This is a genomic window from Pseudochelatococcus sp., assembly GCF_050946405.1.
Lineage (GTDB): Bacteria > Pseudomonadota > Alphaproteobacteria > Rhizobiales > Beijerinckiaceae > Pseudochelatococcus.
Genome location: NZ_JBMNUS010000010.1, coordinates 54,800 through 69,236 on the forward strand (window position 1 = coordinate 54,800; position 14,437 = coordinate 69,236).

The 14,437-nt window shown below is 65.0% G+C and carries 13 protein-coding genes; all 13 read left to right on the plus strand.

All coding sequences use genetic code 11. The annotated features are described in order from the left end of the window. The first annotated feature begins 3 nt into the window (after positions 1-3). The 13 genes from nuoF to ACOYJQ_RS14885 all read left to right on the plus strand — a co-directional run bounded on the left by nuoF (position 4) and on the right by ACOYJQ_RS14885 (position 14,237). Positions 4-1,320, plus strand: coding sequence for an NADH-quinone oxidoreductase subunit NuoF (gene nuoF, locus ACOYJQ_RS14825; protein ID WP_433459450.1), 1,317 nt, complete (start codon positions 4-6; stop codon positions 1,318-1,320). A gap of 11 nt (positions 1,321-1,331) precedes the next feature. Beyond that, positions 1,332-3,410, plus strand: a complete 2,079-nt coding sequence (gene nuoG / locus ACOYJQ_RS14830; RefSeq protein ID WP_433459452.1) for an NADH-quinone oxidoreductase subunit NuoG — start codon at positions 1,332-1,334, stop codon at positions 3,408-3,410. 10 nt (positions 3,411-3,420) lie between these two features. Beyond that, a complete protein-coding gene (nuoH, locus tag ACOYJQ_RS14835) occupies positions 3,421-4,464 on the plus strand; it encodes an NADH-quinone oxidoreductase subunit NuoH (protein WP_433459454.1) in 1,044 nt (347 codons plus the stop codon). After that, positions 4,461-4,724 (plus strand): hypothetical protein, encoded by a 264-nt coding sequence (locus ACOYJQ_RS14840; protein WP_433459455.1) that lies wholly within the window; start codon positions 4,461-4,463, stop codon positions 4,722-4,724. The genes nuoH and ACOYJQ_RS14840 overlap by 4 nt, the downstream gene beginning before the upstream one ends. 131 nt (positions 4,725-4,855) lie before the next feature. Beyond that, positions 4,856-5,344, plus strand: a complete 489-nt coding sequence (gene nuoI / locus ACOYJQ_RS14845) for an NADH-quinone oxidoreductase subunit NuoI (RefSeq protein WP_433459457.1) — start codon at positions 4,856-4,858, stop codon at positions 5,342-5,344. A gap of 108 nt (positions 5,345-5,452) precedes the next feature. Next, a complete protein-coding gene (locus tag ACOYJQ_RS14850; protein ID WP_433459459.1) occupies positions 5,453-6,070 on the plus strand; it encodes an NADH-quinone oxidoreductase subunit J in 618 nt (205 codons plus the stop codon). 15 nt (positions 6,071-6,085) lie between these two features. Beyond that, positions 6,086-6,394: an NADH-quinone oxidoreductase subunit NuoK gene (gene nuoK / locus ACOYJQ_RS14855; RefSeq protein ID WP_433459460.1), complete on the plus strand. Its 309-nt coding sequence runs from the start codon at positions 6,086-6,088 to the stop codon at positions 6,392-6,394. 12 nt (positions 6,395-6,406) lie between these two features. Beyond that, positions 6,407-8,434, plus strand: coding sequence for an NADH-quinone oxidoreductase subunit L (gene nuoL / locus ACOYJQ_RS14860; RefSeq protein ID WP_433459463.1), 2,028 nt, complete (start codon positions 6,407-6,409; stop codon positions 8,432-8,434). Beyond that, the gene (locus tag ACOYJQ_RS14865; RefSeq protein ID WP_433459466.1) at positions 8,434-9,945 is read left to right on the plus strand and encodes an NADH-quinone oxidoreductase subunit M; all 1,512 of its coding nucleotides are present in this window, start codon (positions 8,434-8,436) and stop codon (positions 9,943-9,945) included. Before nuoL ends, ACOYJQ_RS14865 begins: the two co-directional genes overlap by 1 nt. Before the next feature lie 10 nt (positions 9,946-9,955). After that, the gene (gene nuoN, locus ACOYJQ_RS14870) at positions 9,956-11,392 is read left to right on the plus strand and encodes an NADH-quinone oxidoreductase subunit NuoN (RefSeq protein WP_433459468.1); all 1,437 of its coding nucleotides are present in this window, start codon (positions 9,956-9,958) and stop codon (positions 11,390-11,392) included. Next, the gene (locus ACOYJQ_RS14875) at positions 11,392-12,195 is read left to right on the plus strand and encodes a biotin--[acetyl-CoA-carboxylase] ligase (RefSeq protein WP_433459469.1); all 804 of its coding nucleotides are present in this window, start codon (positions 11,392-11,394) and stop codon (positions 12,193-12,195) included. The genes nuoN and ACOYJQ_RS14875 overlap by 1 nt, the downstream gene beginning before the upstream one ends. A gap of 6 nt (positions 12,196-12,201) precedes the next feature. Further along, a complete protein-coding gene (locus ACOYJQ_RS14880) occupies positions 12,202-13,872 on the plus strand; it encodes a ribonuclease J (protein ID WP_433459472.1) in 1,671 nt (556 codons plus the stop codon). A 134-nt stretch (positions 13,873-14,006) separates the two neighbouring features. Beyond that, positions 14,007-14,237: a DUF1467 family protein gene (locus tag ACOYJQ_RS14885; RefSeq protein ID WP_433459473.1), complete on the plus strand. Its 231-nt coding sequence runs from the start codon at positions 14,007-14,009 to the stop codon at positions 14,235-14,237. Positions 14,238-14,437 lie beyond the last annotated feature (200 nt).

A 14,437-nucleotide genomic window follows, 5' to 3' on the forward strand; every position in this document is an offset into this window, starting at 1 on the left:
GCGATGTTGCACGACAGGGATCGCATCTTCACCAATCTCTACGGCCTGCGCAGCCCCGGCCTCCAGGAAGCGCTCAAGCGCGGCAACTGGGACGGCACGAAGTTCCTGCTGGAGAAGGGCCGCGACTGGATCATCAACGAGATGAAGGCGTCGGGCCTGCGCGGGCGCGGCGGCGCGGGCTTCTCGACCGGCCTCAAGTGGTCGTTCATGCCGAAGAAGTCGGATGGCCGGCCGCATTATCTGGTGGTCAACGCCGACGAATCGGAGCCCGGCACCTGCAAGGACCGCGAGATCCTGCGCCACGACCCGCATCTGCTGGTCGAGGGCTGCATGCTCGCTTCCTTCGCCATGGGGGCGCACGCGGCTTATGTCTATCTGCGCGGCGAGTACATCGCCGAGCGCATCGCGCTGCAAAAGGCTGTCGACGAGGCCTACGAGGCGAAGCTCGTGGGCAAGGACAACGTGCACGGCTATCCCTTCGATATTTACGTGCATCACGGCGCCGGCGCCTATATCTGCGGCGAGGAAACGGCGCTGCTCGAAAGCCTCGAAGGCAAGAAGGGCATGCCGCGCCTCAAGCCGCCGTTTCCGGCCAACATGGGCCTCTACGGCTGCCCGACGACGGTGAACAACGTGGAATCGATCGCGGTCGCGGGCACGATCCTGCGGCGCGGCGCCGCGTGGTTCTCGGGGATCGGCCGGCCGAACAACGTCGGCACGAAACTGTTCTGCATCTCGGGGCACGTCAACAAGCCCTGCAATGTGGAAGAGGCCATGGGCCTGACCTTCCGCGAGTTGATCGACCGCCATTGCGGCGGCGTGCGCGGCGGCTGGGACAACCTGCTCGCGGTCATTCCCGGCGGCGTGTCGGTGCCGGTGGTGCCGGCCGAGCAGATCATCGATGCACCGATGGATTTCGACACCCTGCGCGGGCTGCGTTCGGGCCTCGGCACGGCGGCGGTGATGGTGATGGACAAGTCCACCGATATCGTGCGGGCGATCGCGCGCATCTCGGCTTTCTACAAACACGAGAGCTGCGGCCAGTGCACGCCCTGCCGCGAGGGCACCGGCTGGATGTGGCGCGTCATGACGCGCATGGCCGAGGGCAGGGCGCAGAAGCGCGAGATCGACCTGCTGCTCGACGTGACGACGCGTGTGGAAGGCCACACGATCTGCGCGCTGGGCGACGCGGCGGCCTGGCCGATTCAGGGCTTGATCCGGCATTTCCGTCACGAGATCGAGAAGCGCATCGACGATTATGCGGCCAATCCGCATAGCGACCCGGTGCAAGGTCATCCGGCACTTGTGGCGGCGGAGTGAGGGAAAGGTCGATGGCAAAGCTCATCGTAGACGGCAACGAGATCGACGTCCCGGCGGAATACACGCTGTTGCAGGCGTGCGAGGCGGCGGGCGCGGAAGTGCCGCGCTTCTGCTTCCACGAGCGGCTGTCGATTGCCGGCAATTGCCGCATGTGCCTCGTCGAGGTGAAGGGCGGCCCGCCCAAGCCCACCGCTTCCTGCGCCATGAACGTGCGCGACCTGCGTCCCGGTCCCAACGGCGAGCCGCCGGTGGTGCTCACCCGCTCGCCGATGGTCAAGAAGGCGCGTGAAGGGGTGATGGAGTTCCTGCTCATCAACCATCCGCTCGACTGCCCGATCTGCGACCAGGGCGGCGAGTGCGACTTGCAGGATCAGGCCATGGCTTACGGCGTCGATACGAGCCGTTACGCCGAGAACAAGCGCGCGGTCGAGAACAAGTACATCGGCCCGCTGGTGCGCACTTCCATGAACCGCTGCATCCATTGCACGCGCTGCATCCGCTTCGTCACCGAGGTGGCCGGCGTGCCGGATCTCGGCGCCATCGGCCGCGGCGAGGACATGGAGATCACCACCTATCTCGAGAGCGCCATGCGCTCGGAGCTGCAAGGCAACGTCATCGACCTCTGCCCCGTCGGCGCGCTGACCTCGAAGCCCTACATGTTCAAGGCGCGCCCGTGGGAGTTGCTCAAGACCGAATCCGTCGATGTGATGGATGCGCTGGGCTCCGCCATCCGGGTGGATGCGCGCGGGCGCGAGGTGATGCGCGTGCTGCCGCGCACCAACGAGGCGATCAACGAGGAATGGATTTCCGACAAGACGCGCTTCATCTGGGACGGGCTGAAGACGCAGCGCCTCGACCGCCCCTATGTGCGTGACGACGGCCGGCTGCGTCCCGCCTCCTGGCAGGAAGCGTTCGCGCGGATCGCGGACAAGGTGAAGGCGACGGCCGCGGACCGGATCGGCGCCATCGTCGGCGATCTGGCGGCGGTCGAGGAGAGCTTCGCGATCAAGTCGCTGCTCGCCCGGCTCGGCTCCCCCAATATCGACGGGCGGCAGGACGGCACGGTGCTCGATCCCATCCTCGGGCGCGCGAGCTATGTCTTCAACGCGACGATCGCGGGTGTGCACGAGGCGGATGCGGTGTTGCTCGTCGGCGCCAATCCGCGCCGCGAGGCGGCGGTGTTGAACGCCCGCATCCGCGAGCGCTGGCGGGCCGGCAACCTGCCGGTCGGCGTGATCGGCGAGCCGGTCGATCTGACCTATACGCACGAATATCTCGGCGCCGGTCCCGAGACGCTGGCCGCGATCACCGACGGCACGCATTCCTTCGCGGAAGTGCTGAAGCAGGCCGAAAGGCCGCTGATCGTCATCGGTCAGGGCGCATTGACGCGGGCGGACGGTCTTGCCGTGCTGTCGCTGGCGGCGCGGGCGGCGCTCGCCGTGGGCGCCGTCAAAGAGGGCTGGAACGGTTTCTCCGTGCTGCACACGGCGGCCGCGCGCGTGGGGTCGCTCGATCTCGGCCTCGTGCCGGGCGAGGGCGGCATCGATGCCGCCCGTCAGGCGGCCGGCGGCGTCGACGTACTGTTCCTGCTCGGCGCGGACGAGATCAAGGTCGCGCCGGGGCCGTTCGTGGTCTATATCGGGACCCATGGCGATCAGGGCGCGCATCGCGCCGACGTGATCCTGCCGGGCGCCGCCTACACCGAAAAGTCCGGCATTTACGTGAATACGGAAGGTCGCGCGCAGATCGCCAACCGGGCGGTGTTTCCGCCGGGGCAGGCGCGTGAGGACTGGGCGATCATCCGCGCGCTGTCGGATGTGCTCGGCCACCGGCTGCCGTTCGACAATATCGCGCAATTGCGCCAGTCGCTTTTCGTGTCGCATCCGCATCTGGCGAAGATCGACACGGTGGAGCCGGCCGATCCGGCGACCGTCGAGCGCCTCGCGGCTCTCGGCGGCGCGGTTGAACGGGCGGGCTTCGAATCGCCCGTGACGGATTTTTACCTGACCAACCCGATCGCCCGCGCATCGGCGATCATGGCGGAATGCTCGGCGCTGGCGCTGGGCGTGACCCGCCAGGCCGCGGAATAGGAGCCGGTCGATGGAAACGCTGCTGACAGTGCTGCTCATCCTCGGCAAGAGCCTGCTGCTGCTCGTCGCCCTGCTGGTGTTCATCGCCTATATCCTGCTCGCCGACCGCAAGATCTGGGCCGCGGTGCAGTTGCGGCGCGGGCCGAACGTCGTCGGGCCTTACGGGCTGTTCCAGTCCTTCGCGGACTTGCTGAAGTTCGTGTTCAAGGAGCCGACGGTTCCCGACAGCTCGAACAAGTTCCTGTTCCTGCTCGCGCCCCTGCTTACGTGCGTGCTGGCGCTCTCCGCATGGGCGGTGATTCCGGTGGCGGACGGCTGGGCCATCGCCGATATCAATGTCGGGGTGCTTTACATTCTGGCGATTTCGTCACTGGGCGTCTACGGCATCATCATCGGCGGCTGGGCGTCGAACTCGAAGTATCCCTTTCTTTCCGCGCTGCGCTCGGCGGCGCAGATGGTCAGCTACGAGGTGTCGATCGGCTTCGTCATCGTCACGGTGCTGATGTGCGCCGGGTCGCTCAATCTCAACGAGATCGTGCGCGCGCAGCAGGATTACGGGCTGGCGAGCGCGCTCGGCCTGCCGTGGCTGACGTTCCTGAACTGGTACTGGCTGCCGCTGTTCCCGATGCTGGTGATCTTCTTCATCTCGGCGCTGGCCGAGACGAACCGCCCGCCCTTCGATCTGGCGGAAGCCGAATCGGAACTCGTGGCCGGCTTCATGGTTGAATACGGCTCGACGCCATACCTGCTGTTCATGCTCGGCGAATATGTGTCGATCATGCTGATGTGCGCGATGACCACGATCCTGTTCCTGGGGGGCTGGACATCGCCGATCGGCTTCGCGCCGTTCACCTGGGTGCCGGGCGTGGTGTGGTTCACGATCAAGGTGTCGCTGGTGTTCTTCATGTTCGCCATGACCAAGGCCTTCGTGCCGCGCTATCGCTATGACCAGTTGATGCGGCTCGGCTGGAAGGTGTTTCTGCCGATCTCGCTCGTCATGGTGATCGCGGTTGCGTTCGTGCTGCAACTGACGGGCTGGGCGCAGGCGGGGTGAGTCTGCCGGCATTCCTGCCGCAGGCGGCGGTTGTCGGCGGGCTTCTGGGCCTGTCGATGGGGTTGATCGGGCACGGGCTCGTGTCCCGTGTCATCGGAGCCTGGCTCGACGCGGCGGAGCGCGACGAGGAGGAGCCGGTGAGCATGACGCGGGCGGAGCTTGAGCGCTGGGCCACCGGTTTTCGCCGGATGGTCTGGGCCGGCACGGTGATCCTGTTTCCGGTGGCGGGCTTTCTGATCGGCCTCGCCATCGGCGGTTGAGTTCGTGCGGTTGCGCGGTGTTCAGGACATTTCGGCCTTTCGCGGAAATGTTCTATCCTGTTGTGTGAGCATAATCTTTTCCGAAAGGCGGTTTCCGCTTTTCGGGATCATGCGAGAGAGCGAGGCGGGCGATGAGGCTCGATCAGGCTGCTAAGGCGCTGTTCCTGAAGGAGTTCGTATCGGCATTTTTGCTGTCGATGCGGTATTTCTTCAAGCCCAAGGCGACATTGAACTACCCTTATGAAAAAGGGCAGCTCAGCCCGCGGTTTCGCGGCGAACACGCCTTGCGCCGCTATCCCAACGGGGAAGAACGCTGCATCGCCTGCAAGTTGTGCGAGGCGATCTGTCCGGCGCAGGCCATCACCATCGAGGCGGGTCCGCGCCGCAACGACGGCACGCGCCGCACGACGCGTTACGATATCGACATGGTGAAGTGCATCTATTGCGGCTTCTGCCAGGAGGCTTGCCCCGTCGACGCGATCGTCGAGGGGCCGAACTTCGAGTTCGCGACGGAAACGCGCGAGGAGCTCTACTACGACAAGGAGCGGCTGCTCGCCAACGGTGCGCGCTGGGAGCGGGAAATCGCCCGCAACATCGCGGCGGATGCGCCTTACAGGTGATTCTGGAACCCGGCAAGAAAACGTGAACCTGCCGGGTTCGGTGTTTCGAGATCAATCGGCTGCATCGTCACGACATCGACGACACGGCCATCAAAGGCGGGAACGGGCATGGCGGCAGCGGCCTTCTTCTATCTGTTTGCGGGTATCTGCATCGCGTCGGCGTTCATGGTGATCGCCGGGCGCAACCCTGTGACGTCGGTGCTGTTCCTGATCCTCGCGTTTTTCAACGCAGCGGGCCTGTTCGTCCTGATCGGGGCGGAATTCCTGGCAATGATGCTCGTCGTCGTCTACGTGGGCGCGGTGGCGGTGCTGTTCCTGTTCGTCGTGATGATGATCGACGTGGACTTTGCCGAGCTGAAGGCGGGCTTCCTGCAATATCTGCCGGTCGGCGCGCTGGTGGCGATCGTGTTCCTCATCGAGCTCGTCATGGTGGTGGGCACGCTGTTCGCCGATCCCGCCAGCCTTCAGGTGGCGGCGGGCGCTGCGGCCGATGCGCCGGCAGCGGGGCTGACGAACACGGAAGCCATCGGCCATGTGCTCTATACGCAGTATCTGTTCGCCTTCCAGGCGGCCGCCTTCGTGCTGCTGGTCGCGATGGTGGGGGCGATCGTGCTCACCCTGCGCCACAAGCCGGGCGTGAAGCGCCAGGACATCGCCGTGCAGGTGGCGCGCTCGCACAAGGATGTCGTCGAGTTGAAGAAAGTGCCGTCCCGGCAAGGCGTTTGAGGGGGCTGAGGGAAAATGGAAATCGGGCTCGTTCATTACCTCACGGTGGCGGCGGTGCTGTTTACGCTGGGCGTGTTCGGCATCTTCATCAACCGCAAGAACGTGATCGTCATCCTGATGTCGGTCGAACTGATCCTGCTGGCGGTGAACATCAACCTCGTCGCTTTCTCGATCTTCACCAACACCATCGCGGGGCAGATCTTCGCGCTTTTGGTGTTGACGGTGGCGGCGGCCGAGACATCCATCGGCCTCGCCATCATGGTGGTCTACTTCCGCAACCGCGGCACCATCGCGGTTGAGGACATCAATCTGATGAAGGGCTGAGGGCCAAGCCGAATGTATCAGGCAATCGTCTTTCTGCCGCTTGTCGGCTTTCTTGTCGCGGGCCTTTTCGGCCGCTTCATCGGCGCGCGCGCCAGCGAGATCGTCACGACCTCGTTGCTCGGGGTCTCGGCCCTGCTGTCGTGGGTGGCCTTCATCTCGGTCGGCTTCGGGGCGGAAACGTTCACGGTTCCGGTCGCGCGCTGGATCACGTCCGGCACCCTCGTGGTCGACTGGGCGTTGCGCATCGACACGCTGACGGTGGTGATGCTCGTCGTCGTCAACACGGTGTCGGCGCTGGTGCATCTCTACTCCATCGGCTACATGCACGAGGACCCCGACAGGCCGCGCTTCTTCGCCTACCTGTCGCTGTTCACCTTCGCCATGCTGATGCTGGTGACGGGTGACAATCTGGTGCAGATGTTCTTCGGCTGGGAGGGCGTGGGTCTCGCGAGCTACCTGCTGATCGGCTTCTGGTATTCGAAGCCGTCCGCCTGCGCGGCGGCGATGAAAGCCTTCATCGTCAACCGCGTCGGCGACTTCGGCTTCATGCTCGGCATGCTGCTGATCTTCGTGCTGTTCGGCTCGGTTGGCTTCACCGACATCTTCTCCCGCACGGAAGAATTCAAGGACGCGACCTTCCATTTCATCGGCTTCGACTGGCATGCGCTGACTTTGGTGTCGCTGCTGCTGTTCGTGGGTGCGATGGGCAAGTCGGCGCAGTTCCTGCTGCACACCTGGCTGCCGGATGCGATGGAGGGGCCGACGCCGGTCTCCGCGCTCATTCATGCCGCCACCATGGTGACGGCCGGCGTGTTCATGGTGACGCGCATGTCGCCGGTGTTCGAATATGCGCCGGACGCATCCTCCGTGGTCATCGTGGTCGGCGCGACGACGGCATTTTTCGCCGCGACCATCGGGCTCGTCCAGAACGACATCAAGCGCGTCATCGCCTATTCGACGTGTTCGCAGCTCGGCTACATGTTCGTGGCGCTGGGCGTCGGGGCCTATAGCGCGGGTGTGTTCCACCTGTTCACGCATGCCTTCTTCAAGGCGCTGCTGTTCCTTGGCGCGGGCTCGGTCATCCACGCGATGCATCACGAGCAGGACATGCGCAAGATGGGGGGCCTGCGCAAGCATATTCCCCTCACGGCGATCGCGATGACCATCGGCACGCTGGCGCTGACGGGTTTTCCCTTCACGGCGGGCTTCTACTCCAAGGATGCGATCATCGAGGCCGCCTATGCCTCGCATGCGCCGGGCGCCACCTTCGCCTTCATCTCGACGGTGCTCGCCGCGCTGATGACATCGTTCTACTCATGGCGGTTGTATTTCCTCACCTTCGAGGGCAAGCCGCGCTGGGGGCATGACGCGCACGACGATCATGCGCACGACGACCATGCCCATGCCGCCCACACGCACGACGATCACGCGCATGACGATCACGCGCATGACGATCATCACGGCCACGATCACACGCCGCATGAGAGCCCCTGGGTGATGCTCGGTCCGCTGGTCGTGCTCTCCGCGGGGGCGATCCTTGCCGGCCTGGCATTCTATGGCGCCTTCATCGGCGAAGGCTATGACGCCTTCTGGAAGGGGGCGATCTTCACGGGTGAGCACAACCACATCCTGCACGACATGCATGACGTGCCCTTGTGGGTGAAGCTCGCGCCGTTCGTGATGATGATCTCCGGCTTCCTGCTCGCGCTGTGGTTCTACGTGCTCGATCCGGCAAAGCCGCGTCAGCTCGCGGCCGCCAACCCGCTGCTTTACCGCTTCCTGCTGAACAAGTGGTACTTCGACGAGCTGTACGAGCGGCTGTTCGTGCGTCCGGCGAAGTGGCTCGGCAAGTTCTTCTGGAAGCAGGGCGACGGCTGGCTGATCGACGGTTTCGGGCCTGACGGCGTCTCGGCCCGTGTGCTCGACGTCACCGGACGCGTCGTGAGGCTGCAATCGGGCTATGTCTATCATTACGCCTTCGCGATGCTCGTCGGTGTCGCGGCCTTTGTGACCTGGTACATTTTCGGGGGCGCGATCTGATGTTTGGGCTTGGCATCCTCTCAGGCCTGCTGTTGCTGCCGCTGGTCGGCGCGGCGGTCATCCTGACGCTGCGCGGCGACGATGCCGCCGTCCGCTCCAACGCGCGGTCCATCGCGCTGGCGACGACCCTCGTCACCTTCGTTCTGTCGCTGGTGGCGTGGGGCCGGTTCGATGCGGCCGATCCCGCCTTCCAGCTCGTCGAGACGCATCCGTGGCTGGCGGAAACGGTGGCGTTCAAGCTCGGCGTGGACGGGTTCTCGTTTCCGCTGGTGCTGCTGACCACCTTCCTGATGCCGTTCTGCATCGCCGCCTCGTGGAATTCCATCGACACGCGCGTGCGCGCCTATTACGTCGCGTTCCTCGTGCTGGAGACGACGCTGCTCGGCGTGTTCGTGGCGCTCGACCTCGTGCTGTTCTACGTATTCTTCGAGGCCGGCCTCATTCCGATGTTCCTCATCATCGGCATCTGGGGCGGGAAGCGGCGTATCTACGCCAGTTTCAAGTTCTTTCTCTACACGCTGCTCGGCTCGCTGCTGATGTTCCTCGCCATCCTCGCCATGTACTGGCAGGCAGGCACCACGGACATTCCCACCTTGCAGACGTTCAAGTTCGGATCGTCCCTCCAGATCTGGCTGTGGCTGGCGTTCTTCGCCTCGTTCGCGGTGAAGATGCCGATGTGGCCGGTGCATACATGGCTGCCGGACGCGCACGTCGAGGCGCCGACGGCGGGATCGGTGATCCTGGCCGGCATCATGCTGAAGATGGGCGGCTACGGCTTCATCCGCTTCTCGATCCCCATGTTTCCTGAAGCCTCGCTCTACTTCCAGCCGCTCGTCTTCGCGCTGTCGGTGGTGGCGATCATCTACACCTCGCTCGTGGCGCTGGCCCAGCAGGACATCAAGAAGCTGATCGCCTATTCCTCCATCGCGCACATGGGCTTCGTGACGATGGGCCTGTTCACGCTCACCGAGCAAGGCATTCAGGGCGCGATGTTCCAGATGATCTCGCACGGGATCGTCTCGGGCGCGCTGTTCTTCGGCGTCGGCATCATCTATGACCGCATGCACACGCGCGACATCGCCGCCTACGGCGGGCTGGTGCACCGCATGCCGCATTATGCGGTGGCCTTCATGGTGTTCACGATGGCGAACATCGGCCTGCCGGGGACCTCGGGCTTCATCGGCGAGTTCCTGACGCTGGCCGGCGCTTTCCGAGCCAATCCGTGGGTGGCCTTCTTCGCGGCGACGGGCCTCATTCTTTCCGCGCCCTACGCGCTGTGGCTCTATCGCCGCGTGATCTTCGGACCGCTGGAGAAGGAGAGCCTGAAGCTCATTCCCGATCTGGACCGGCGGGAGATCGCCGCCGTGGTGCCGCTGATCCTGCTCATCATCTGGTATGGCGTGCAGCCCGACGACATCCTGAACGTGTTCGCTCCGGCGACGGAGCAATTGCTGAAATCCACAGAAGCGGCGCTGGCGCTCGTCAAGACCGCCGCCGTAAGCGTGCAGTGAGGCCAGAGCGATGACATCCGAGACACTTCCTGCGATCGGCGTGGTCCTGCCTGAGCTGCTGCTGGCGGTCGGCTCGCTTTTTCTGCTGCTGATCGGCGCGATCCGGGGGGATCGCTCGAGCGGCCTCGTCAACGCGCTGGCGCTTGTCCTTCTGGTGCTGGCGGGCGCGGCGGTCGCCCTGCAAGGCGGCGAGACAGTCGTGACCCTCAGCGGTTCCTTCATCGTCGACGGCTTCGCCCGCTTCTGGAAGATACTGGCGCTGATCGGCTCGGCGGTAGCGATCGCCCTGTCGCGCGAGTTCTTCGCACGCGAAGGGCTCGACAAGTTCGAGTTTCCGGTGCTCGTCCTGCTGTCGACGCTCGGCATGCTGATGATGATCTCCGCCAACAGCCTGCTCATCCTGTATGTCGGGCTGGAGTTGCAGAGCCTGGCGATCTACGTCATCGCCGCCTTCGATCGCGACAACGCGCGCTCCACCGAGGCCGGGCTGAAGTATTTCGTGCTGGGCGCGCTGTCGTCGGGCATGTTGCTCTACGGTTCCTCGCTGGTCTACGGCATGACGGGCAGCATCGTGTTCCAGGACATCGCCGCCTCGCTCGCCGGCGGGCACGGCGTCGTGTTCATCTTCGGGCTGGTGTTCATCATCGCCGGGCTCGCGTTCAAGATTTCGGCGGTTCCGTTCCATATGTGGACGCCCGACGTGTATGAGGGCGCGCCCACGCCCGTCACCGCGTTTCTCGCGGCCGCGCCCAAGATGGCGGCCATGGCGCTGACCGTGCGCGTGCTGGCGGGCGTGTTCCCCGCCATTGTCGATCAATGGCAGCAGATCCTCGTGGTCGTGGCTTTCGCCTCGATGGCGCTCGGCTCGTTCGCGGCCATCGGGCAGCGCAGCATCAAGCGGCTGATGGCCTATTCGTCCATCGGTCATATGGGTTATGCGCTGGTCGGGCTCGCGGCGGGCACGCCGCAGGGCGTCGAGGCGGTGCTGATCTACATGGCGATCTATCTCGCCACCACGCTCGGCGCCTTTGCCGGTATCCTGGCGCTGCGCAACGGCAATGTCTATGTGGACCGCATCGACGATCTCGCCGGCCTGTCGCGGACGCAGCCGGCGATGGCGTTCTTCTTCGCCATGATCTTCTTTTCCTTCGCGGGTATCCCGCCGTGGGCCGGCTTCTTCGGCAAGCTTTATGTATTCGGGGCGGCGATCGAGGCGGGGCTCTATACGCTGGCTGTGATCGGCGTGCTGACGAGCGTCGTCGGCGCCTATTACTATCTGCGCGTCGTCAAGATCATCTATTTCGATGAGGCGACGACGCCCTATGAGCCGATGACGCCGGTGCTCAAGGCGGTGCTCGGCGCATCCAGCATCGTCGTGCTGCTGTTCTGGGTGGTGCCCGCGCCTCTCGTCGGCGCAGCCGCGACGGCCGCAAAGTCCCTGTTCTGATGGTGTCGGACGGCGGTTTTTCCCTGTCGCCCGAAGTCGAGGCCGCCGGTTTCAGACTGGCGGCTTTTGACGTGTTGAGCGGTTCCACCAATACCGAGGCGATGGGGCGCGGCCGTGCGGGCGATCCCGGCCCGCTGTGGGTCGTGACCGGCCATCAGCTCGGCGGGCGCGGGCGCCGGAACAGGGCATGGACCTCCCCACAGGGCAATCTCGCCGCAAGTCTGCTGATGACCACGGATGTGACGGTGGCCGCGGCCGCGACCCTCGGCTTCGTGGCCGGCGTCGCGGTGGAGCGGGCGATCGTGCGGGCCGCGCCTTTTCTGCGCGGGCGCATCAGTCTCAAATGGCCCAACGACGTGCTGGCGGACGGAGCGAAGCTCTCCGGTATCCTGCTTGAAAGCGAGCCGCTCGAGTCTGGAAAGCGGCTGGTGGTGGTGGGCATCGGCGTCAACGCCGTGGCGGCGCCGCCCGGTCTGCCCTATCCGGCGGCCTCGCTTCTATCCCTGGGGGCGGCGATTTCGGCGCAAACGCTGTTCATGGCGCTTGCCGAGGAGTGGCATCGCTGTATAGGACTTTGGGATGACGGGCGCGGCATGGCGGTCATCCGGGATCTGTGGCTCGAGCGCGCATCGGGGCTCGGTGCGCCGGTGAACGTGCAGACGGCCGGAGGCGCTCTGAAGGGCGTGTTCGAAACAATAGACGATTCAGGTCGTCTGATCATGCAGCGGGCGGATGGGCAGGTCGTGGCGATCGCTGCGGGTGAGGTTCATTTCGGCTCGGCTGCGACGGTACGGAAGGATTGACAGCCTATGGCGCGTCGCGCGGACGATCTGGTATTCGTCGCCCTCGGGGGGCTTGGCGAGATCGGCATGAATCTCGGGCTTTACGGCTTCGGCCCCGAGGATCGCCGCAAATGGATCATGGTCGATTGCGGCATCAGCTTTGCCGGGGAGGAGGCGCCTGGCGTCGATCTGGTGTTCCCCGATATCCGTTTCATCTCGGAGGAGCGGCGCGATCTCATCGGCATCGTCATCACCCATGCGCATGAGGATCATATCGGCGCGCTGGCGAAGCTGTGGCCGCATCTCGATGCGCCGGTCCATTGCACGCCTTTTGCTGCGGGACTGCTGGAAACGCGGCGGCTCTCGGAGCCCGGCGCGCCGCGTATCCCGCTCAAGACGGTGAAACCGGGCGCGCGGATCGCGTTGCCGCCGTTCGACATCGAGTTCGTGCCCGTCGCGCATTCGATCCCGGAGGCGACGGCGCTGGCGATTCGCACGCCGTTGGGCACGGTGCTCCATACGGGCGACTGGCGGATCGACCCAACGCCTTTCGTCGGCGTTCCGACAGACGGCGCGCGCCTGTCGGCGATCGGCGACGAGGGCGTTCTGGCGATGGTGTGCGATTCCACCAACGCCACGAGCGACGGCGCCAGCGAAAGCGAGACTGCTGTCGCAGCGTCGCTGGTCAAGCTGATCGCCGAAGCGCCGGCGCGGGTGGCGGTGACGACTTTCGCCTCCAACGTGGCGCGCATCCGTGCCGTGGCCGAGGCCGCGGCGAAGGCTGGACGCGAGGTGGTGGTCGTGGGGCGCGCGATGGACCGCGTGATCGGCGTTGCGGGGGAACTCGGCTATTTCGATGGCCTGCCGCCGTTCAGATCATCGGAAACCTGGGACCAGTTGCCGCGCGACAAGGTGGTGGCGCTGCTCACCGGCAGCCAGGGCGAGCCGCGGGCGGCGATGGCGCGAGTCGCCGTCGACAACCACCCCGATATCTCGCTGGCGTCGGGCGACCGCGTGATTTTCTCGTCGCGCGCCATTCCGGGCAATGAGAAAGCCATCAGCGGCATCATCAACAATCTGGTGCGGCGCGGCGTCGAGGTGATCACGGATCGCGATGCGCTCGTGCATGTTTCCGGCCACCCGCGCCGGGGCGAACTGGAGCAGATGTATCGCTGGGTGCGGCCGAAGATCGTGCTGCCCGTGCATGGCGAGCCGCTGCATCTGGCGGCGCATCGCGATTTCGCGCGCAAGCAGGGCGTCGGTACCGTGCTCAACGCGGAAGACGGGGATGTGGTGCGTTTCGCGCCCGGCGATGCCGCCGTCATCGACGAGGTGCCGGTCGGGCGCGTGTATCAGGATGGCGATCTGCTCATCAGCGCCGCCGAGCGCGCCGTGCCCGAGCGGCGCAGGCTGGGTTTCTCCGGTGTCATTTCGATTGCCGTGGCGCTTTCCGACAAGGGGGAACTGGCGGGCGATATTTCCGTGGGCAGCTCCGGGCTGCCGGCTGCGACGCCCGACGGCCAGAACTTCGATGAGATCATCGGGGAAACCGTCGTCGAATTGCTGGAATCGCTGCCGCGCGCGCGCCGGCGCGATCCCGATTCCGTGGTGAATGCGCTGGAACGCGCCGTGCGCGCTGAAATGCAACGCAGGTGGGGCAAGAAGCCCACCTGTCATGTGCATGTCGTGACGGTCTGATGCGCCGCAATCCGGCTCCGGAGCGACGGAGATTCAAACGGGGACATGCCGCCGCTCCATCCATTTGTTTACGCGCTGAGTTTTCCTGCAAGGCGCATACACTTCCCGGCTTGATGCCATAGCCAGAGGCGATCATGGATAGCCCCGCGGGCATGATAGCCCTCTATTTCATCATCTGGTGGATCACGCTGTTTGCCGTGCTGCCTTTCGGCGTGCGCGGCCAGTGGGAAGAAGAGGTGCAGCCCGGCACGGAACCGGGCGCGCCGCAGCGCCCCCGTCTGTGGCGCAAGGCCGCCGTCACCACGGTGCTGGCGGCGGCGATCTTCGCCGGGGTACAGGTGCTGATCCGCACCGTCTCGCTGTGATGCGACAGGCGGGCGCCGACAAAAAAGCAAGGCCGAAGCCTTGCCGTGAAGTGTCAGCCAAATTCTCAACCTACCGCTACGCAAAGGGCCTTTTGCGGCCATTGACCTGCCGCTTGTTGGTGGCGTTGACCGCGCGCGGCTGATTTCCTCCCGAGACTTGGACCGCTGCATCGATACCGCCTTTCGGGCAGCCGACCGCC